This is a genomic window from Novosphingobium sp. P6W (assembly GCF_000876675.2).
GTDB lineage: Bacteria > Pseudomonadota > Alphaproteobacteria > Sphingomonadales > Sphingomonadaceae > Novosphingobium.
Map to the genome: position 1 here is coordinate 1,497,799 of NZ_CP030352.1, position 18,526 is coordinate 1,516,324.

General features: G+C 64.4%; 20 protein-coding genes. 12 read left to right on the forward strand and 8 right to left on the reverse strand.

Annotated features, from left to right (window positions below; all coding sequences use genetic code 11):
* Nucleotides 1-162: 162 nt before the first annotated feature.
* Nucleotides 163-2,514, reverse strand: coding sequence for an LPS-assembly protein LptD (locus TQ38_RS07255; RefSeq protein ID WP_043975384.1), 2,352 nt, complete (start codon nt 2,512-2,514; stop codon nt 163-165).
* 95 nt (nt 2,515-2,609) lie between these two features.
* Between TQ38_RS07255 and TQ38_RS07260 the strand changes: the two genes are divergently transcribed.
* The 3 genes from TQ38_RS07260 (at nt 2,610) to ndk (ending at nt 5,197) form a co-directional block, all read left to right on the forward strand.
* Nucleotides 2,610-4,073, forward strand: coding sequence for a leucyl aminopeptidase (locus TQ38_RS07260; RefSeq protein ID WP_043975383.1), 1,464 nt, complete (start codon nt 2,610-2,612; stop codon nt 4,071-4,073).
* Between the two features lie 20 nt (nt 4,074-4,093).
* Entirely contained in the window at nt 4,094-4,531 is a 438-nt protein-coding gene (locus tag TQ38_RS07265) for a DNA polymerase III subunit chi (protein WP_043975447.1), read from the forward strand.
* A gap of 243 nt (nt 4,532-4,774) precedes the next feature.
* Nucleotides 4,775-5,197 (forward strand): nucleoside-diphosphate kinase, encoded by a 423-nt coding sequence (gene ndk, locus TQ38_RS07270; protein WP_043975382.1) that lies wholly within the window; start codon nt 4,775-4,777, stop codon nt 5,195-5,197.
* Nucleotides 5,198-5,410: 213 nt separating this feature from the next.
* On the opposite strand, the gene TQ38_RS29910 is transcribed toward ndk, so the two are convergent.
* Nucleotides 5,411-5,557: a hypothetical protein gene (locus TQ38_RS29910; RefSeq protein WP_162792215.1), complete on the reverse strand. Its 147-nt coding sequence runs from the start codon at nt 5,555-5,557 to the stop codon at nt 5,411-5,413.
* 64 nt (nt 5,558-5,621) lie between these two features.
* Here TQ38_RS29910 and TQ38_RS07275 point away from each other — a divergent pair, with 64 nt between their 5' ends.
* Nucleotides 5,622-5,867, forward strand: coding sequence for a hypothetical protein (locus TQ38_RS07275; RefSeq protein WP_043975381.1), 246 nt, complete (start codon nt 5,622-5,624; stop codon nt 5,865-5,867).
* Between the two features lie 12 nt (nt 5,868-5,879).
* Here TQ38_RS07275 and purN read toward each other — a convergent pair whose 3' ends face one another.
* Both purN and purM read right to left on the reverse strand, forming a co-directional pair.
* On the reverse strand, nt 5,880-6,833 hold the full coding sequence (gene purN / locus TQ38_RS07280) for a phosphoribosylglycinamide formyltransferase (RefSeq protein ID WP_082057677.1): 954 nt from the start codon (nt 6,831-6,833) through the stop codon (nt 5,880-5,882).
* Nucleotides 6,826-7,944, reverse strand: coding sequence for a phosphoribosylformylglycinamidine cyclo-ligase (purM, locus tag TQ38_RS07285; RefSeq protein ID WP_043975380.1), 1,119 nt, complete (start codon nt 7,942-7,944; stop codon nt 6,826-6,828). Before purM ends, purN begins: the two co-directional genes overlap by 8 nt.
* Before the next feature lie 70 nt (nt 7,945-8,014).
* Here purM and TQ38_RS07290 point away from each other — a divergent pair, with 70 nt between their 5' ends.
* The 5 genes from TQ38_RS07290 to TQ38_RS07310 all read left to right on the forward strand — a co-directional run bounded on the left by TQ38_RS07290 (nt 8,015) and on the right by TQ38_RS07310 (nt 11,941).
* Complete coding sequence (locus TQ38_RS07290) at nt 8,015-9,292, forward strand: hypothetical protein (RefSeq protein ID WP_043975379.1); 1,278 nt, start codon at nt 8,015-8,017, stop codon at nt 9,290-9,292.
* Nucleotides 9,293-9,306: 14 nt separating this feature from the next.
* The gene (locus tag TQ38_RS07295) at nt 9,307-9,957 is read left to right on the forward strand and encodes an ATPase (RefSeq protein ID WP_043975378.1); all 651 of its coding nucleotides are present in this window, start codon (nt 9,307-9,309) and stop codon (nt 9,955-9,957) included.
* A gap of 57 nt (nt 9,958-10,014) precedes the next feature.
* The gene (gene epsC, locus TQ38_RS07300; RefSeq protein ID WP_043975377.1) at nt 10,015-10,731 is read left to right on the forward strand and encodes a serine O-acetyltransferase EpsC; all 717 of its coding nucleotides are present in this window, start codon (nt 10,015-10,017) and stop codon (nt 10,729-10,731) included.
* A gap of 5 nt (nt 10,732-10,736) precedes the next feature.
* A complete protein-coding gene (locus TQ38_RS07305) occupies nt 10,737-11,108 on the forward strand; it encodes a DUF2794 domain-containing protein (RefSeq protein ID WP_043975376.1) in 372 nt (123 codons plus the stop codon).
* A gap of 80 nt (nt 11,109-11,188) precedes the next feature.
* Entirely contained in the window at nt 11,189-11,941 is a 753-nt protein-coding gene (locus TQ38_RS07310; RefSeq protein WP_043975375.1) for an EF-hand domain-containing protein, read from the forward strand.
* 73 nt (nt 11,942-12,014) lie between these two features.
* On the opposite strand, the gene TQ38_RS07315 is transcribed toward TQ38_RS07310, so the two are convergent.
* Nucleotides 12,015-12,914, reverse strand: coding sequence for an SDR family NAD(P)-dependent oxidoreductase (locus tag TQ38_RS07315; protein ID WP_043975374.1), 900 nt, complete (start codon nt 12,912-12,914; stop codon nt 12,015-12,017).
* A 219-nt stretch (nt 12,915-13,133) separates the two neighbouring features.
* On the opposite strand from TQ38_RS07315, the gene purS reads away from it, so the two are divergent.
* Both purS and purQ read left to right on the forward strand, forming a co-directional pair.
* On the forward strand, nt 13,134-13,370 hold the full coding sequence (gene purS, locus TQ38_RS07320) for a phosphoribosylformylglycinamidine synthase subunit PurS (protein WP_043975373.1): 237 nt from the start codon (nt 13,134-13,136) through the stop codon (nt 13,368-13,370).
* On the forward strand, nt 13,370-14,047 hold the full coding sequence (gene purQ, locus TQ38_RS07325; RefSeq protein WP_043975372.1) for a phosphoribosylformylglycinamidine synthase subunit PurQ: 678 nt from the start codon (nt 13,370-13,372) through the stop codon (nt 14,045-14,047). The genes purS and purQ overlap by 1 nt, the downstream gene beginning before the upstream one ends.
* Nucleotides 14,048-14,143: 96 nt before the next feature.
* On the opposite strand, the gene TQ38_RS07330 is transcribed toward purQ, so the two are convergent.
* On the reverse strand, nt 14,144-15,538 hold the full coding sequence (locus tag TQ38_RS07330) for a peptide MFS transporter (RefSeq protein ID WP_043975371.1): 1,395 nt from the start codon (nt 15,536-15,538) through the stop codon (nt 14,144-14,146).
* A 550-nt stretch (nt 15,539-16,088) separates the two neighbouring features.
* On the opposite strand from TQ38_RS07330, the gene TQ38_RS07335 reads away from it, so the two are divergent.
* A complete protein-coding gene (locus TQ38_RS07335) occupies nt 16,089-16,661 on the forward strand; it encodes a hypothetical protein (RefSeq protein WP_162792216.1) in 573 nt (190 codons plus the stop codon).
* A 147-nt stretch (nt 16,662-16,808) separates the two neighbouring features.
* Here TQ38_RS07335 and aroB read toward each other — a convergent pair whose 3' ends face one another.
* Nucleotides 16,809-17,921: a 3-dehydroquinate synthase gene (aroB, locus tag TQ38_RS07340; protein ID WP_043975369.1), complete on the reverse strand. Its 1,113-nt coding sequence runs from the start codon at nt 17,919-17,921 to the stop codon at nt 16,809-16,811.
* Complete coding sequence (locus TQ38_RS07345; protein WP_043975368.1) at nt 17,912-18,499, reverse strand: shikimate kinase; 588 nt, start codon at nt 18,497-18,499, stop codon at nt 17,912-17,914. The genes aroB and TQ38_RS07345 overlap by 10 nt, the downstream gene beginning before the upstream one ends.
* Between the last annotated feature and the right edge of the window lie 27 nt (nt 18,500-18,526).

Consider the following 18,526-nt stretch of genomic DNA (forward strand, 5'->3'; position numbering starts at 1 on the left):
CTATCCCCACGTGCCCCGGGGCGGCTTAACTGAAAATGAGCACACCCGATAGCGGCTTTGCTCGGGAGTGCCAATGTTTCCGGCACGTACATTGAGGGATGTCGGCGCCGGCTTCGACATGCCCGCCCAAAGCGGGATATCGAAGCCGGCATTTACGCCGGATCAGTGTGCCCCGATGTTCTTCAAGGCGAAACCGAGCTGGAACGAATCGCCCCGCTTTACGTCGCCCAGCGCCACATAGTCACGCCGCCAGGTGAGCGAAATCTGGATGCAGTCGTCCTCGTAAGCGGCGCCGACGCGGGTACGCAGCGGCTGAAAACCGTTCGAGCCGTTGTCGGGATCCTCTTTACGCGCCGTCATGTTGACGACTGCCGAGCCGAACAGCGACCAATACTTTGCGAAAGCGATGCGTCCTGCGGCCCGCAATTCCTCGCGGTCCTGGAGATCCTCGATTTCTTCGGAAATGTCGCGGTTCAGTTTGGTGTAGCCGACTTCCAGGTAGGAGCGGGTATTGCCGATGACCGCGTCGAATTCGTTGCGGCGCACCGCCAGGGTATCCTTGTCGACGCGGAAGCGGTGCACGAAATTAATGGCGTCGCGGTAGCGGATCTCGGTGCGGCCGACGATGTCAGAGGTCTTGTTGGCAAGGCCGGTGCCGTCGGGCAGCACGGTCGCACGGTTGGACAGGCGGACCGACTGGCCAACGGTCGTCTTGATCCGCCAACGTGGGCGTTCGAATTGCCAGTCGAAGCCGTAAGTGAAGCGCACGCCGTCCTCGATCCGGTCGTAGCCGGGGAAGCGGTTGAGCGCGAAGAGGTTGCCGGTGTCCAGTTCGATCGCGCGCGAATCCTCGTTGGGAATCGCGAGGTTCTTGATCTTCGGGCTGGCAACGACCTGGAAACGCGGGGTCAGCACTTGGGTGCCGCCGAAGACCTGGCCCACGAACGGCCATTTTACGTCCAGGGCAGCGGTGGCGATGCCGCGTCCCTGCCATCCTTCCGTGCCCCGGTAGAGCGCGGTGTCGGTCTTGAGATTCTCGTCCGAATGATAGACGTCGCCGCGCACGAGGCCGGTCAGCGTCACTTCCTGGCCCATGCCGGTCAGCTTGCGCAGCGACCATTGCCCGCTGGCGAAGGCGCGCTGGGTATCCTGCCCATCGGACCGCATGATGCCCAGCGTATTGGCCTGAAGTTCGAATTTGCCGCCCAGCAGGGGGTCGTCGATGCGGCGGCGATAATCGATCACCGGCAGGGCGACGGGGATCTGCCCCTGCACACGGTCCGACTGCATGGTCTGCGTGGTGTAGCCGGCGAAGGAGAAGTAGCTGTCGTCGTCGATCCGCTCCACCTCGATGGCCGAGCGCAGGCGATCGTCGCGGCTAAGATCGTAGCGGCGCAGGAACGTGCGGTCGGTGGCACGCCGGATCGAGCCGGTCACGCTCCAGTTGTCGTCAAGCTGCAGGCGGCCGTTGGCGAAGATGTAGCCGCGAAATGCACGCTTGCCGTCGGGGCTGGTGATGTCCGAGCCGCCGGCGATGGGAATCCTGCTGCTGGACGTCGCGTAGCCGGTGATCTGGTACGCGCTGCGATCGGTGAGCGCCCGGTATTGCACCGAGGCCATAGGCGCGGCCCCCGTAAAGGCCGAAAGAGTGCCGGTAAGGTCGCGGTTTTCGGCGATCTTCCAGAAATAGGACTGTGCGAGTTCGAAGCCGTTCGACGGGCTGGAGCGGATGTCGGGCATCAGGAAGCCGGAAACCGAACCGCCATCCGTGCCGATGGTCAGCCCCAGCAGAGGCAGCTGGATGATGCCGAACAGCTCGATCCGCGCGTCCTTGAAGCGCACGCGCTTCTGTTCTTCGGAATAGACCACCTGCTTGGCGACGATGCGCCAGGTCGGCTTCTTGGGGCAACCGTCGTCATCGGTGACGTCGCAGCCCGTGTAGGCTGCCTGGTTGAGGATGACGTCGCCATTGGCGATTCGCTCGCCCTTGAGCGCGGCCATCCTGCCGCCTTCGCGCATGACGAGAAGCATGTTCTCCATCATGCCGGTCTTGAGCTGATCGGTCAGCTCGACCTGCTCGGTGTAGAGCTGGTTGCCGTCCTGATCGACGAGGCGCACGTTGCCGGTGGCCAGGATCTTGCCGCTTTTGCGGTCCCAGGTAACCTTGTCCGAGCGGACGGACTGGGCCTGGCCCTTTTCGTCGCGGCGGCGAAGCACCACATTGCCGGTGGCGGTGACCAGTTCGCTGTTCTGCTCGTACTGTACGTCATCCGCCTCGAAGGCGACGGGCTCCGCGTCGGCGGTGGCCGGCGGCGGTGCGGGGGGCTGGCCTTCCATCGGGCCGGTGTCGACCTGACGCGAAACGTCCTGGGCCAAAGCAGCGCCGGGTAAGGCAGCGTAAAAAACGGGTGCAGCAGCGATGCCTAAAGCCAGCGCGCGCAGGGAAAGAGGGCGCAAGCAGCGGATCTTGGTACGGATCGGGGCTTGCAGCGGGTTCTGCGCAGGCGGGAGCATGGGTTGCCTATCGCATCGCCTGTGCCTAACTGCAATCCAGTCATGCGGTGAAGCGCACAAGATCAGCGTTTCACCGGGGAAATCCAGGAGAATCCATGAAGATCCAGTTCCTTGGCGCGGCAATTGCCCCCAATGCCCGTCTCGTTGCGCGCTTCGTCAACCAGGACGCGCTGCCCGCCGACCTTGAGCCGGTGCTGGCCGAGGGTGCGAAGAGGGCAAGGTTTTCCGGCAAGGCGGGCCAGGTCTTCGAGGGATTCGCTGAGCGCGGTGGCAACGTCGTGCGCGCGGCACTGGCTGGCATCGGCGAGGCTTCGGGCAAGGATCGCAAGGGTGCGATCGAGCGTGCGGGCGCCAATGTTGTCGCCAAGTACCTGACAAGCGGCGAAACTGCGCTCACCCTGGACCTCACCGGCGCCGGCCTCACCGCTGAGGAAGCGGCCGGCGCGCTGCTGGGCGCGGTGCTGCGTTCATGGCGTCATGACGTCTACCGCACCAAGCTGGGCGCGGATGCCAAGCCCAGCCTCAGCGAAATTTCCGTCGTCGGCGCGCCGGAAGGCACCGAGGCCGCCTGGGAGATCGAGCAGGCCATCGGGCAGGGCGTGTCCTTCACCCGCGAACTCGTCACCGAACCCGCCAACATCATCTACCCCGAGAGTTTCGTGGAGCGCTGCAAGGCGCGCATGGCAGGCACCGGCCTCACCATCCGCGTCCTCGACGACAAGGACATGGCTGCGCTCGGCATGGGCTCGCTGCTCGGCGTGGCGCAGGGCTCGATTCGCCCCGCGCGCATCCTCGTCATGGAATGGCTGGGCGGCGTCGAGGGCGAGAAGCCCGTGGCTTTCGTCGGCAAGGGCGTGACCTTCGACACCGGCGGCATCTCGATCAAGCCGGCGGCCGGCATGGAAGACATGAAGTGGGACATGGGCGGGGCCGGTGCGGTTGCCGGCACCATGCTCGCGCTCGCGCTGCGGGGGGCCAAGGCCAACGTGATCGGCGTTTGCGGCCTCGTCGAGAACATGCCCGACGGCAATGCCCAGCGCCCGGGCGACGTCGTCACCTCGATGTCGGGCCAGACCATCGAAGTCATCAACACCGACGCCGAAGGCCGCCTCGTCCTGTGCGATGCGCTGACCTGGGTGCAGCGCGAATACAGCCCCGCGAAGGTGATCGACCTTGCCACGCTAACCGGTGCGATCATCCTCAGCCTCGCGCATGAATATGCCGGCCTGTTCTCTAACAACGACGCGCTCGCAGCCGAGCTGAACGCTGCCGGTGACGCTTCGGGCGACCGCCTGTGGCGGATGCCGATGGGTTCGGCCTACGACAAGATGATCGACAGCCCGATCGCCGACATCAAGAATGTCGGCCCGCGCTCTGGCGGCTCGATCACGGCGGCGCAGTTCCTGCTGCGCTTCATCGAGAACGACACCCCCTGGGCGCACCTCGACATCGCGGGCACCGTATGGACCGACAAGGCCGGGGCGACCTGGGACAAGGGCGCAACCGGCTTTGGCGTGCGCCTGCTGGACCGCTTTGTGCGCGATACACTGGAAGCGTGAGCGAAAAAGGGTCGCAGCTCGTGCGCGTGGACTTCTACCAGCTGAGCCGCGACCCCGCCGAGGCGGCCTTGCCGCTGATTGCGCGCAAGGTTCTTTCGGACGGCGCGCGCCTGCTCGTCGTCTCGGGCAATCAGGATCAGCGGATGCGGATTTCGCGCGCGCTGTGGTCGCTCTTGCCCGAGACGTTCCTCGCCAATGGCCATGCCGGGCAGGGAGACGAGGATCGTCAGCCGATCCTCGTCTCCGATACGCCCGAACCGTCCAATGGCGCGGCGTTCCTCGCCATCGCCGATGGCCAGTGGCGTGAGGGGCAGACGCCTTTCGCGCGCACGTTCTATATGTTCGACGACGAGAGCGTGCAGCAGGCCCGGCAGGTCTGGCGCGAACTGCGCGCCCGCGAAGGAGTGGAACACTTTTACTGGAAGCAGGAAGGCGGGCGCTGGGTTCAGGCGGGATAACTGCGGGGACTTCGACAAGCTCAGTCTGAGCGGATCGAGGAAACTGCTTTGAAATCAGACGCGGCCCTGGGTCTGGCTTACTCTGCTCAAATCCCGCTCAGGCTGAGCTTGTCGAAGCCCCCTCCAGCACGCGCTCCAGCGAAGCATGCACTGACCCGGTGACGCCATGCTTGCCGCTTTCGGCAAAGCCCGCTAGGGGCGCGCCCAACAATTCACACTTTCCCATTCGCAAGGAACAGTTCCATGTCGGTCACCCGCACTTTTTCGATCATCAAGCCCGACGCAACCCGCCGCAACCTGACCGGCGCCGTCACCAAGATGCTTGAGGAAGCCGGCCTGCGCGTCGTCGCTTCCAAGCGCATCCAGATGTCCAAGGAGCAGGCCGAGGGCTTCTACGCCGTTCACGCCGAGCGTCCCTTCTTTGGTGACCTCGTCTCGTTCATGATCTCGGGCCCGGTCGTGGTTCAGGTTCTCGAAGGTGAAGACGCCGTGAAGCGCAACCGCGACATCATGGGCGCCACCAACCCCGAGAACGCCGATGCCGGCACGATCCGCAAGGAACTGGCCGAATCGATCGAAGCAAACTCGGTCCACGGTTCGGATTCGGAAGAGAACGCAGCGATCGAGATCGCCTACTTCTTCAAGCCGGAAGAACTGGTGGGCTGATTGCCTAACTTTAATTGCGGAGGTTAACTCTTCGCAACAAAGATGAAGGTCGCCGGTTTCGGCGGCCTTTTTCTTTGGCTCGCCTCGCAAGCGCGCCTAGCGTCCGTGCCTATGAGAGAGGCTGCGGGCCTCGTTTGCGGGATGTGGAATTTCGATGACCAGAACGATTATTATTGCCGGATCTCTTTCGTTTCTGGGCGCGGTTCTTTTATCTCAGGCGGCCAGCACGGTGTCGTCCGGCGCTTCGGACCCGCGCGGCGCAATCGCTTCGCCTGATGCAATCAGCATAAACGCCGCAATCACCTCACACTGATGCCCGCCTGCGCCGCCGCCCGATATCGGGGCGGCGCTGCGTGCCATGTCATTTCGATTTGAACCACTGTGGACCGCTGCTGTACGATGCTTTCGCAAAAGGAGAGCGGCAATGCAGGACAAGGGCGAAACGGGCGAGAGCTGCCCTTTCGAATTCAACTTCGATGAGAAAACCTTCAAGATCGGCGACACCGTGAGCTTTCGCGTCAACGGCAGCCTCGAAGGTTTTCCTTTCGTCGGAACCCTGGTCGAAGTGCATGACGATCATGTCCTGATCGCTGGCGATCCGCAGGACCCGGCGAAGCATTATCGTGGCACCCGCGAAAGCAGGCCTCAGGTGGAATATACCGAAGTCTGAGCCGGTTGAGGCTCAGAATGCGTCGGCAGCGTCCAGCAGGATCGTCAGCTTTTTGGGCGCTACCGCGCGCCAGGACCGGCCAAGCCAATCGCGAATCGCGTCCCAATCGGTATCGCCCAGATCCAGACGGATGCCGATCCACTCGTTGCCGAAGTAAGTGGGGCGGTAATAGCGCGCTTCGTCCTGTTCGATCAGCATGGCCTGTTCATCCGGCCCGCTGATCTTGACCAGCAAGGCGACGCGGCCGTCTCCGTGATGGTCGGCGCTGACGTAAGCGAACTTCTTGCCCTTCACGATGCCGAAGCAGGCCATGCCATGGCTGACAGTCTCGTCCGCTTCGGGCATTTCCATCGCCCGCTCGCGCACGCGTTCGAGCAGCCATGCGGGGCTGGTTTCGCGCGTGACGAGGCTGGCAAGGCAGCGCGAATAGAGCTGGTGCTCGGCGATCAGCACGCGGGCAGCAAGGCTGTCCGCCGTGTCGCCGGGCAGGATCGCAACCGGGGTCTGGCCCAGCACAGGGCCGTCGTCCAGCTGCGCGGTGACGAGGTGGACGCTGACGCCGCCGTGGCTGTCGCCCGCCTCGATTGCCCGTTCGTGGGTGTGCAGGCCGGTGTACTTGGGCAGGAGCGAGGGGTGGATATTGACCATCCGGCCTTCCCACTTGCCCACGAATTCTGGCGTAAGAATGCGCATATAGCCGGCCAGCGCCACCCATGCGGCGCCGCTGGCGCGGATCGCGCCGTCCATCGCCGCGTCGTGCTCCGGGCGCTTCATGCCTTTGTGGCTGAGCGCGAAGGTTGCAACGCCTTCCGCTTCGGCCAGGCGCAGACCTTTGGCCTCGGGATCGTTGGCCGCGACAAGCACGATCTCGTAAGGGCAGTCGGCCGCGCGGCTGGCATAGAGCAGCGCGGCCATGTTGGTGCCGCTGCCCGAGATCAGGACGGCGACTTTAGCCCTGTCAGCCAAGGTGGACGGCTTCCCAAGGTTCTTGCGCGGACCAGGTCTCCACCGAACCGGTAACGGTGCAGCCCTTTTCGCCGGCCTCGATGGTGCCGATCGTGAAGACGGTTTCGCCCGCTGCCTCGAGATCGGCCGTGAGCGAGGCGACTTCGTCCGCTGCGACCGCCAGCACCATGCCGACGCCGCAGTTGAAGGTGCGCGCCATCTCGCCCGGCTCGATGTGGCCCTGCGCCTGCAGGAACGCCATCAGGCGCGGCTGGGGCCAGGCATCAGCGTCGATTCGCGCATGCAGGCCCTTGGGCAGCACGCGGGGAATGTTCTCCAGCAGACCGCCGCCGGTGATGTGGGCCAGGGCATGGATGCGCGCCGGCTTTCCGTCCTTTGGGCGAACGAAGGGCAGCAGGCTTTTCACATAGATGCGCGTAGGCGCCATCAGCGCGTCGATCAGCAGCACTTCAGGGTCGAACAGGGCAGGGCGGTTCAGCTTCCAGCCCTTGTCCTCCGCAAGGCGGCGCACCAGCGAATAGCCGTTCGAGTGCACGCCCGAGGAGGCGAGGCCCAGCAGCACGTCGCCTGCCGCGACCTTGTCGCCGGTCAGCTGTTCGCCGCGCTCCACCGCGCCGACGCAGAAGCCGGCGAGGTCGTAGTCGCCGGCAGCATACATGCCCGGCATTTCAGCGGTTTCGCCGCCGATCAGGGCGCAGCCTGAAATCTTGCAGCCATCGGCGATGCTGGCGACGACTCGCTCAGCGACGCCGTTCTCCAGCTTGCCGGTGGCGAAATAGTCGAGGAAGAATAGCGGCTCCGCGCCTTGCACGATCAGGTCGTTGACGCACATGGCGACAAGGTCGATGCCGATCTGGTCGTGGCGGTCATGGTCGATGGCCAGCTTGACCTTGGTGCCGACGCCGTCGTTGGCGGCGACCAGCAGCGGGTCTTTGTAACCGGCTGCGCGCGGATCGAAGAAGCCGCCGAAGCCGCCAAGCTCCGCGTCTGCCCCGGGCCGGGCGGTGGATTTCGCGAGCGGGGCGATGGCCTTGACCAGCGCATTTCCGGCCGCGATCGAGACGCCGGCCTGCTCGTAGCTGTAGCTCTTCTGAGAGTTATCGTCGGACATTGGGCGCGCCTAGCGCTTTGTGACTTGGATTTCCATCGCCGTTTGGGCAAAAGGCCCACGGTTTCGACAGATGGCGTACACGATCTCCCAAAAAACCCTGCGGTCTGCCCGCATTAGTCCAATGGGGCGCAAGGCGCTGATCATCGGCGGCGTAGCTGCGCTTGCGCTCTGCGTCGTTGGCGGCGTGCGACTCGCCGCCCAGATCGAGGGCGATCGCGGCATCGCCCCGCTCGCCAATTCCGAGGATATCCAGGTCAACGGCATCCAGGTCGATGTTACCGGCAAGACCGGGGCGGAAGCACGGCTTGCCGGCTGGAAGCAGGCGGAAAAGGAAGCCTGGAAGAAGCTGGGCGGCCCGGACATGCCAACCGAATCGATCGATGCGATGGTCTCCTCGGTGGTCATCGGCCACGAGCAGGTCGGCCCGCGCCGGTACATGGCGACGCTGGGCGTAATTTTCGACAAGGCCAAGGCAGGGCAATACGTAGGCAGCGGTGCGGGCACCGGCCCGCGCTCGCCGCCGCTGCTGCTGCTGCCGGTCCTGCAATCGGGCGGCGTGCGTCAGGTCTTCGAGGTTCGCGGTCCCTGGCAGAAGGCCTGGGCGGAATTTCAGGCAGCGGCCAGCCCAGTCGACTATGTGCGTCCGGCCGGTTCAGGCGGCGAATCGCTTATTCTCACCGCTGGCCAGCAGGGCCGCCGCAGCCGCCTGTGGTGGCGCACGGTGCTGGGGCAGTTCGAAGCCTCCGACGTGGTCAGCCCCGTTGCGCGGCTGGAACGCCAGTGGCCAGGCGGTCCGATCAACGGCACGTTCACGGCCCGCTACGGCCCCGACAACAAGTTCCTCGGCAGTTTCACGATGACGGCGGCAAGCGAGCAGGATCTGCCGCGCATGCTCGACCAGGCGGTGACGCGGGTCGACGGGCTTTACCGCGATGCGCTTTCGCAAGGCGTGCTGCAGCCCGATCCGACGATCAATGCTGGCGGCGTCGCGCTCGACCGCGCTTTCGAGGAACTGCGCCAGAAGCTCATGCCCAAGGGCGACGATCTGCCGGCGGTGGTCATTCCCCAGCCTACCCCCACCATTCGCGCCGAGGATGTCAGCGGCGCTCCGGTTGAGACCGTCACGGTCCAGTTCGCCACGCCCGATGCGGCAGCGGTGGATGCGGCGCTGGCTGCGGTTCGCGGTGTGCCCGGTGTTCAGGGCGCTGCGACAGTCAGCCTTGCGATCGGCGGCACTTCGGTCATGCGCGTCACAGCTGCGGGCGGCTCCGAACGCATCGCTTCGGCCTTGCGCGCGCAGGGCTGGAAGGTGTCGAGCGGGGGCGGCGCACTCAGGATCAGCCGCTAAGGCTGCACCCGGTAATGAGGCAGATCGCCCTTCCGCTGTCCGCTGCGAGCGACAGCCCGCCGCGCATTGTCGTGGCTGCCGCCAATTCCGGCGTGGTCGACGCGCTGCTGGAACCCGGCAGCTGGCCATTCCGAACCGCAATTCTGTCCGGCCCAGCGCGTTCCGGCAAGTCGCTGTTGGCACGCTGGTTTGCCGAATCGGGCGCGGGCGATGCCATCGACGATGCCCATCTCATGGAAGAGGATGCGCTGTTCCACCGCTGGAACCGTGCGCAGGAAAGCCGCCGCCCACTGCTGATCGTCGCCCAAAACCGCTTCGCGCCCGGAACGGGTGACGGTGAAGGTGCTGGAGAGGAGGCGCGCTGGCGGGTGACCTTGCCCGACTTGTCCTCGCGGCTGGGTGCAGCGCTCGATCTGGAGATCGGCGAGCCGGACGATGCCATGCTGGCCGGGCTCATCGAAATCCACGCCGAGATGCGCGGGCTCATCCTCGATGAAACGGCGATTCAGTATCTTGCAGGACGGTGCGAGCGTAGCCATCTGGGCGTCGAACGTCTGGTCGCCGCCATCGACCGGCTCAGTCTTGAGCGTAAGGTCGCGCCTACCATGACGATCTGGCGCGACGCCCTGATTGAGACTAAAGGCGGCGACACCAGGGAGCCGTGAGGGCGCATCTGTTGCAGGGTAGTTGCAAACCGAACCGATTGATGGGAGATTCGGGTAATGCTGGGTGATATTGTCCGCTACCTGGATTCCGTTGTCGCACGTGATCCTGCGCCGCGTTCGCGGTGGGAAGTCCTGCTGTATCCGGGAGCGTGGGCCGTGTTCTGGCACCGGATCGCCCATGCGCTGTTCCAGGCCGACCTTTTCTTTCTGGCGCGCGTGGTGAACCACCTCTCGCGCTTCATGACCGCCATCGACATCCATCCGGGCGCGACCATCGGCAAGAATTTCTTTATCGACCACGGTTTCACCGTCATCGGCGAAACCGCGATCATTGGTGACAACGTGACGATCTACCAGTGCGTGACACTGGGCGGTTCGAACCCCACCAACGGCGTGGGCGGCAAACGCCATCCGACTTTGCTCGACAACGTGATCGTGGGGTCGGGCGCACAGATCATCGGCCCGGTCACGATCGGCAGGCGCGCGCGCATCGGCGCCAGTGCCGTGGTTACCGAGGACGTGCCCGAAGGCGCGACGATGATCGGCGTCAAGGCCCGCTCCACCCTGGTCAAGGCAGAGACCTACGCCAAGGAATTCATGCCCTACGGCACGCCCTGCAAGGAACCTTGCGAGCCGGTAGGCAACCAGCGCGTCGACGAACTCGAAGAACAGGTCGCCCTGCTGCGCTCGCAAGTGGAATCGCTTCTGGCAGCGCGTGAGCATGAGACCCGCAAGGTCGAACGGGCAGGCGAATCGGTGCTCAAGGGTCTTTGAACCGCATGGCGGCAGGCCCTCAGGGCGGCGGCTCCGTTACCGGCAGCGTCGTTCCCTTTCCCGGTGGCGGCGCGCTTCAGGTCGGTTTCGACCGGCTCGAACTCCAGCGCATTCTCGATCTTTACGGCCGCATGGTCGCTGCCGGAATGTGGCGCGACTATGCGATGGACTTCGCGCGCGATGCCGCCAGCTTCTGCGCGTTTCGCCGCGCTGCCGAGCGTCCGCAGGCCCGGATCGAGAAACGCCCGGCGCTTCGCGGCAAGCAGGGCATGTGGACGCTGTTCGGCGAAGTAGGCCAGGTGCTTAAACGCGGGCACGACTTGTCCAATATCCTCAGCCCGCTGGAGCGCAAATTGCTCAAGATCGTCGAGGACTGAGTACGCCGGCCATGGCGATTGCTGCCGATTATTTTTCGCGTTGAAATCTTCCTGCTAAATATCACGGACAGACCGCTCCCATGCGCAAGATTTCCCTCATCCTCGCCGCGGCTTCGCTGTCGCTGATCCAGTCTCCTGCGGTTCACGCGCAGGGTATGCCCGGCGGCATGGATGGCGGTATGGGCGGCGGCATGGGAGACATGGGCGGCGGTCCCGGCGGAGACGGTGATGGGCCGGGCAGCAGCAAGCCATCCGCGCCGCGTCCGCCCAAGCCGGTGAAGCGCAAGCAGTTCGACAAGATCGTCACCGCCATGTTCCGCGAGGCCGACGCCAACAAGGACGGCATGGTGACCATCGACGAGCTTCACGCGGTCGTCGACGCACGGCGCGAAGCCACGATTCGCGCCCGCTTCGAGGCGGTGGACAGCAATCGCGACGGCAACATCTCGCCGGCCGAATTCATGGCCTGGCAGAAGCGCATGGGATCGGCCGCCTCCAGCGAGGCAAACGCTTTCGGGGACCGTAACGGGCCGATCGCAGATGCCATCACGGCGACCAGCGACAATCCCGACGATTACGTTCTCATCCAGATGATCGAGCCGCTGAACGGCACGACGATCGCGCGCGCCAATACCAATTACGATGCCGGTGTCAGCCTTGAGGAACTGCTGGCCTATGAAGGCAAGCACTTCGACGACGCCGACAAGAATCACGACGGCGAGTTGAGCATGGAAGAACTGCGGCCTGCAGGTGGTCCGGGCAAGGGGCCGGGGCGCGGCGGTCCCGGAGGCGCGGGTGGCCCGCCGCCGTGCCGGCCGGGCCAGAACTGCTGAGGGCAGTCGTCAGAGCACGTATGATGCCGTCGTCCTGGATCAAGTCCGGGCACGGCATCCTTAAACGCCTGTTCTACGTCTTCGTCAGCATCGAAAGCGCGTGCTGGGCCTGCTCCATGCCGTTCTCGAAGATATGGTCGTCCCGGCGGTCGGCGATGCGCGGCCAGGCTGCGGCGATGTCTTCGGCGCTGCGGTGGCCTTCGGGTAGCAGAATACCGTCGTTCATGGTGATCCAGGCGCCTTGGAACACGCCGCCGCCCGCGGCCACGATCGCATCGGTGGGCGCATCTCTCGATACCAGGAATATCGCCGCAGGCGCGACGTTGCCGGGCTCGAAGGCCTTGTAGGCCTCATCGGGAAAAATGTCGGCGGTCATGCGGGTGCCTGCGGTCGGGGCGATCGAATTGACGCGGATGCCGTATTTCGCGCCTTCCAGCCGAAGTGTGCGGGCAAGGCCCAGCACGCCCGCTTTTGCGGCGCCGTAATTGGCCTGCCCGAAATTGCCACCCAGCCCGGTTGAGGATGTGGTCATCAGCACCCGGCCGTAGTTCTGCTCGCGCATCGTGTCCCACACTGCCTTTGTGGCAAATGCGCTGCCCAGCAAATGGACCCGCAGAACCAGCTCGAAATCGGCCGGGTCCATCTTGGCGAACGTACGGTCGCGCAGGATGCCGGCGTTGTTGATGAGCACATGGACGCCGCCCCAGGCCTCTTTCGCGCGGGCGGTCATGGCTTCCATCTGCGCGTAATCGGAAACGTCGCCGCCATCCGCCATCGCCTCGCCGCCGGCTTCGCGGATTTCCTCGACCACGGCGAGGGCGGCATCGGAATGGCCGGTCCCATCGCGCGCCGCGCCCAGGTCGTTGACCACCACTTTCGCGCCGCGCCGGGCGAGATCCAGCGCATAGGCGCGGCCCAGCCCGGTTCCGGCGCCGGTGACAACTGCAACCTGCCCGGCAAAGGAAATGTTCATTGGACTTGGAACTCCGCTTCGGCGCAGGGCTGCGACCGCCACTCGCAGATGGCAGGTTGGGCGGGGTGGTTCAATCTCGCGCACCCGATTTGACGCATATCCGGGGCATTTCCGGGACAATCCTGGCTGATGGGGCAACAGCGTGACTTGCCCCGGCGGCGCTGGGAAGTCATAGGCGCTCGCAACGAATCTGCGCCCGCAAAGCGAAAGGCCCTTCAGATGAAAGTCCGCGTCCACGTCAGCCTCAAGCCCGGCGTCCTCGATCCGCAGGGCCGTGCGATCCACCATTCGCTCGAAGGCCTGGGCTTTGCCGGCGTCAACGACGTGCGCGCCGGCCGCCTGTTCGAGCTGGACGTCGCCGACAGCGTTTCCGACGAAGCGATCGACGAGATGTGCCGCAAGCTCCTCGCCAACATGGTGATCGAGAACTACCGCATCGAGAAGGTGGCCGCCTGATGGCCTTCACTTCCGCCGTCATCACCTTCCCGGGCTCGAACTGCGACCGCGACATGGCGGTGGCGCTGGAGAAGGTCTCGGGCACTGCGCCTCACCGCGTCTGGCACGGCGATAGCCAGTTGCCTGAGGGGCTGGACTTCATCGCGGTTCCCGGCGGGTTCTCCTATGGCGACTACCTGCGCTGCGGCGCCATTGCTTCGCGCTCGCCCATCATGCAGGCGGTGATCGCCGCTGCGGAGCGCGGGGTGCCGGTGCTGGGCGTATGCAACGGCTTTCAGGTGCTGACTGAAAGCGGCCTGCTGCCCGGCGCGCTGCTGCGCAATGCGGGCCTGAACTTCGTGTGCCGCGAAGTCAGCCTCGAAGTCGCCAACGCGCAGTCGCTGTTTACCTCCGCTTACGAGACCGGGCAGGTGATCCGTGTTCCCGTGGCGCATCACGACGGCAACTACTTCGCCGACGATGCCACGCTCGACCGTATCGAGGGTGAGGGCCGCGTGGCCTTCCGCTATGCCGAGGAGGTCAACGGTTCGGCCCGCTCGATTGCAGGCCTGCTCAACGCGGCCGGCAACGTGCTGGGCATGATGCCGCACCCGGAGCGCGCGATCGAGGCCACCCACGGCGGCACCGACGGACGCGGCGTGTTCGAAAGCGCGATCCGGGGCCTCGTCGGGGCCTGATCGCTGTCGTTCGCGCTGCGGACGATGCCTATGAAATGAAAAGCCCTCGGGATGGTCTCCCGAGGGCTTTTCATTTGTGCAAGTGCGCCGCCTGGCTCATGCGGGCTTTGGCGCGCCCATCAGCCGCTTGGCCAGCAGCAGCTTGAACAGTCCGAAGCCGACCAGGCCAACCATCGCGGTGCCTGCGTGGAGCAGCCAGAACTGCGTGGTGGGCATCGTCTCGAACAGGGTGCCGATCTTGCCGACCGCCAGGTTCGCGCCGAAGAACGCCAAGTAGTAGATGCCCACGATCGATGCATTGAGCGCGCGCGGCGCGAGCCGGGTGAACAAGGCCAGGCTGACCGGCAGCAGGTGCGAAAAGCCGATCGAGTTCACGAGGTGGAACATCACCGGCCAGAACAGGCCGATCTTGCCGGTCCCCTGCGTCAGCGCCGCCATATAGAGGCACAGCGCACCGCCGAGGATGAACACGCAGCCCAGGATCATCTTGCCCAGCTCGTCCGGTTCCTTTCCGGTGCGCTTGCCGACGAAAGCCCAGAACGCGGCGACGGCCACCAGCATCGAGAAGCTGAGCGTCGCGTCCAGCGTGATCATCCAGCTGGTGGGCAGGGTGGTGCCCATGAATGTCAGCTGGAACTGCTGGTCTGCCCAGACGAGATAGGCGTTGAAGATCTGCTGGTTGGTCAGCAGCGAGAAACCGAGGATCGGCACCAGCACCAGCACGGCGGCAAGGCGGGCACCGTCACCGGGCTCGAATTTGACGCGGGCCTGGTCCGTCTTTGCGGTCCTGGGCTTGTCCGCCGGCAGCCACGGGCGCGCGGCGAGGTAGATGAGCAGGCCTATGACCATGACCACCCCGGCAGCGCCGAAGCCCCAGTGCCAGCCGATTTTCTCGCCCAGCGTGCCGGAGATCAGCGGCGCGGCGATCACCGAGACGTTGATGAAGATGTAGAAAATCTGGAACGCCATGGCGCGGCGGATGTCGTTGGCGCCGTAGAGTTCGCCCACCTGGCTGGCGATATTGCCCTTGAACAGGCCCACCCCGATAACCAGCGAAAGCAGCGCCAGCAGAAACGCGCCCTCGAATGCCATCAGGAAATGGCCGAGCGACATAATGACCGCGCCCGCGATCAGCGCCGCGCGGCGCCCCAGCAGCAGGTCGGCAAGCAGACCGCCGAGAATCGGCGTCAGGTAGACCAGTGCAGTGTACGTCCCGAAGATTTCCGAGGCGAGCGGCTGGCCTTCGATGCCGGAAAACAGGTGGGTTTTCAGCCACTCAAGCCCGATCACGCTTTCCTGGCGGCCGGGGACCAGAAGGTACTTGACCATGTAGAGGGTCAGCAGCGTCTGCATCGAGTAATACGAAAACCGTTCGCACCCCTCCACCACGCCGAGATAACCCAGTCCCTTGGGGTGGCCAAGGAAGGCACGGTCGCTGTGCGCGGCCTCCTCGGGAAAATCGAGCTGCGGTGTCGCTTCGGCTGCTGTCATGGATGAGGTGACTTTCTCGGCCCGTAATTATCTTGTCGCGGTGCGCAATCGCGGTGCGTGCGCGAGCAATGTCACGTCGATGTAATGCCGTCAATTTTCGATGTTCCCGAGGCGGGTAAGGCGGCAGGCCCCGACAAAGCCTGCCGCCTCCGGTACGCTCCGGGGGATTCACGCGAAGCGTAACGGCCCCCCGGCCGTGCTGTAACGCGATAGAATCGAGGAACCCATACAAGGAACGGGCATGGGCCGGATCGCGTTCCCCGCGTCTGGCGCTTCGACGGTCATAAGCAACGCTGCGGCTTGTATCGCTGTCTTAAAGCCCAGGCTATCGCGCGGGCAGACAAGTTCGGGTTGATGGATGTTGCTTAGGCGGCGCGGGCAAGCATAAGTCGTGCAGTCCACCGCTGTTGTGAAGCCGTCGTCGCAGGCTGAAGGTCGAGAATAGGCGGTTAGCGGACGGAGTGTTCAGAAGCGGCCTTCACGAAAAGCAGATATTCGTTTTACGGGCAGTTAGTATTCGCGTGATAATCCAGCCTCAAAGGAGATGCAGATGCGGAAGCTCACATTGCTCGGCGGAGCGTTTTTTGTTGCCAGCATTTCGTTGCCTACGATGGCGAGCGCTTCCCCGGACCTGCCAGTTCGGTTCTTCAACACCATACCAGACGTGTGTTTTCAAGCAGCTAGGGGTAAGCCGCCTACACCAGAGAATGCCGAAAGTCTCGGCCTCGAGATCGCTTCCGATGTTCCTGCAACTGTTCGGGCGCACTTCAGTCGTGTCCCGAGTTGGTTTCGCCTGAAATCGCAGCCAAAAGAGGTATTGGTTGGCATCGGCGACAGCCCGGGCGCTTGCCATGTTGTTCTCGCTGACACCAGTGAGACAGTAGAGGTGCGCACAAAAGTGGCTTACCTCCTCAAAGCTGGCGGATTTCAAATGATCCAAGAGAACACCACGCCGGGTTCGGACGTGGACATGTTATTCGTCTCAAAAGCACCTGATGGCTACATGCTGGTCTCCCTTCAAGCACCTCGCCAAGTTGTTCGCCACGGGATCGGAGATCAGGGGGCAGTTCATGTTAAGCTGATGCCTACGGCAATGTTCGAGTCCATGCGGCAGAAACGCTAGACGCCAGCTCAGCCGATTGATCAAACGCCCTCCTAGCTGCCGCAACGGGCGTAACCGGATAGTCAGCTCGTGGCGAAAAATGGCGTGAGTCCGCCACTCCTAGCGCTATGGTATTCGCCCACGCAGCCTAAACTGCCTGTCCCGATGTTACGCCGTGCGCGTTAGTTCCTCGTCGAGGAAAGCGGCGACGTCGTCCAGGGAAACTTGCTTGTCGAGGTAGGTCTGGCCGATGCCCTTGAGTAGCAGGAAGGGCAGGGTGCCCGCGTCCATCTTCTTGTCATGCAGCATGTGGCGCACAAGGCCCGCGCCTTCGCAGTCCATACCCAGGGCGGGAAGGCTTGCGGGAAGGCCGATTTCGGCGATGTGCCGGGCAATGTGCTCGGCAGTGGCGCGCGGCATCAGTTCGCGGCGGGCGGAATAGCGCGCGGCCAGGACCATGCCCAGCGCAACGGCCTCGCCGTGCAGCAGGCGCTGGGAAAAGCCGGTTTCGGCCTCCAGCGCGTGCCCGAACGTGTGGCCGAGGTTGAGCAGGGCGCGGCGGCCGGTCGTCTCGAACTCGTCCTCGGCGACGATGCGGGCCTTGGACGCCACCGAATGGGCCACCGCATACTCGCGAAGAGCGCCGTCGCCGGCGATCATCTTCGCGGCATTGGCATCGCACCAGGCGAAGAAATCGGCGTCGTCGATCAGGCCGTACTTCACCACTTCGGCATAGCCGGCGAGCAGTTCGCGCTCCGGCAATGTGTCCAGCGCCGAAAGGTCAGCCAGGACCAGCGAGGGCTGGTGGAAGGCGCCGACTAGGTTTTTGCCCGCCGGGGTGTTGATCGCGGTCTTGCCGCCCACGCTCGAATCGACCTGCGCAAGCAGGGTCGTCGGCACCTGGATGAACTGGCAGCCGCGCTTCAGAACCGAGGCGCAGAAACCGGTGAGATCGCCGATGACGCCGCCGCCCAGCGCGATGATATGGTCGCCGCGTTCCACTTCGAGGGCGAGCAGCCAGTTCACCGTGGCGGCCAGTTCTTCCCACGACTTGGTTTTCTCGCCCGGAGGCAGGATGCGCCAGTGCGGTTCGTGACCATTGTCGCGCAACGATGCCTCGACCACGGCGCCCCAGGCGGCGTGGACGTTGGAGTCGGTGATGATCGGCACGCCGCGCCTGCGCAGCCTGCCCCGGCAATTGGGCACGAGTTCGGCCAGCAGGCCGGCGGCCACGCGCACTTCGTAGGGGCGCGATGCGATATCGACGGGGATCACAGCCATTGCGAAATTCCCTGGAGGACCTTGTTGATCGTCTGGACGTGCGGCCCGCTGCCGCTCGTCACATGGATGGGGGCCTGGGCATAGTGCGGCGCGCGTTCTTCGCGCAGGCGGCCGAGGATTTCATGCGGGTCGCCCCCGCGCAGCAGCGGGCGGTTTTCCTTGCGGGCAGTACGCTCGACCAGGGTATCGACCTCGCTGTCGAGCCAGATGGTGATGGCGTTGGCGAGGATCAGTGCGCGTGTTTCGGTATTGCAGAAAGCGCCGCCGCCGGTGGCGATGACGATTCGCGGCTTGCCCGAATTAGCCCGCTCGGTGACAAGGCGGGCGATAACCCGGCGTTCACCATCGCGGAAATAGTCTTCGCCGTAAGTGTCGAAGATTTCGGGGATCGTCATCTGCGCCGAACGCTCGATCTCGTCGTCGGCATCGACGAAGGGGCAGTCAAGCAGGGTTGCGAGGCGTTTGCCCACGCTTGACTTGCCGACACCCATCATGCCCACCAGCACGATCGGGCGGTCGATACGGCGGGCGAGCGCCGCAATTTCCTGCGTGGAAAATCGGGTCTGTTGAACGTCCATTGCCCGATCGCCTATAGTTGCGCTAGG

Coding starts and splice junctions, on each gene's coding strand:
- purS (WP_043975373.1), top strand. CDS start 13,134: ATGAAAGTCCGCGTCCACGTCAGCCTCAAGCCCGGCGTCCTCGATCCG.
- ndk (WP_043975382.1), top strand. CDS start 4,775: ATGTCGGTCACCCGCACTTTTTCGATCATCAAGCCCGACGCAACCCGC.
- purM (WP_043975380.1), bottom strand. CDS start 7,944: ATGTCCGACGATAACTCTCAGAAGAGCTACAGCTACGAGCAGGCCGGC.
- aroB (WP_043975369.1), bottom strand. CDS start 17,921: ATGGCTGTGATCCCCGTCGATATCGCATCGCGCCCCTACGAAGTGCGC.
- TQ38_RS07335 (WP_162792216.1), top strand. CDS start 16,089: ATGCGGAAGCTCACATTGCTCGGCGGAGCGTTTTTTGTTGCCAGCATT.
- TQ38_RS29910 (WP_162792215.1), bottom strand. CDS start 5,557: ATGGCACGCAGCGCCGCCCCGATATCGGGCGGCGGCGCAGGCGGGCAT.
- TQ38_RS07260 (WP_043975383.1), top strand. CDS start 2,610: ATGAAGATCCAGTTCCTTGGCGCGGCAATTGCCCCCAATGCCCGTCTC.
- TQ38_RS07310 (WP_043975375.1), top strand. CDS start 11,189: ATGCGCAAGATTTCCCTCATCCTCGCCGCGGCTTCGCTGTCGCTGATC.
- TQ38_RS07345 (WP_043975368.1), bottom strand. CDS start 18,499: ATGGACGTTCAACAGACCCGATTTTCCACGCAGGAAATTGCGGCGCTC.
- TQ38_RS07295 (WP_043975378.1), top strand. CDS start 9,307: ATGAGGCAGATCGCCCTTCCGCTGTCCGCTGCGAGCGACAGCCCGCCG.
- TQ38_RS07305 (WP_043975376.1), top strand. CDS start 10,737: ATGGCGGCAGGCCCTCAGGGCGGCGGCTCCGTTACCGGCAGCGTCGTT.
- TQ38_RS07330 (WP_043975371.1), bottom strand. CDS start 15,538: ATGACAGCAGCCGAAGCGACACCGCAGCTCGATTTTCCCGAGGAGGCC.
- epsC (WP_043975377.1), top strand. CDS start 10,015: ATGCTGGGTGATATTGTCCGCTACCTGGATTCCGTTGTCGCACGTGAT.
- TQ38_RS07275 (WP_043975381.1), top strand. CDS start 5,622: ATGCAGGACAAGGGCGAAACGGGCGAGAGCTGCCCTTTCGAATTCAAC.
- TQ38_RS07290 (WP_043975379.1), top strand. CDS start 8,015: ATGGCGTACACGATCTCCCAAAAAACCCTGCGGTCTGCCCGCATTAGT.
- TQ38_RS07255 (WP_043975384.1), bottom strand. CDS start 2,514: ATGCTCCCGCCTGCGCAGAACCCGCTGCAAGCCCCGATCCGTACCAAG.
- TQ38_RS07315 (WP_043975374.1), bottom strand. CDS start 12,914: ATGAACATTTCCTTTGCCGGGCAGGTTGCAGTTGTCACCGGCGCCGGA.
- purQ (WP_043975372.1), top strand. CDS start 13,370: ATGGCCTTCACTTCCGCCGTCATCACCTTCCCGGGCTCGAACTGCGAC.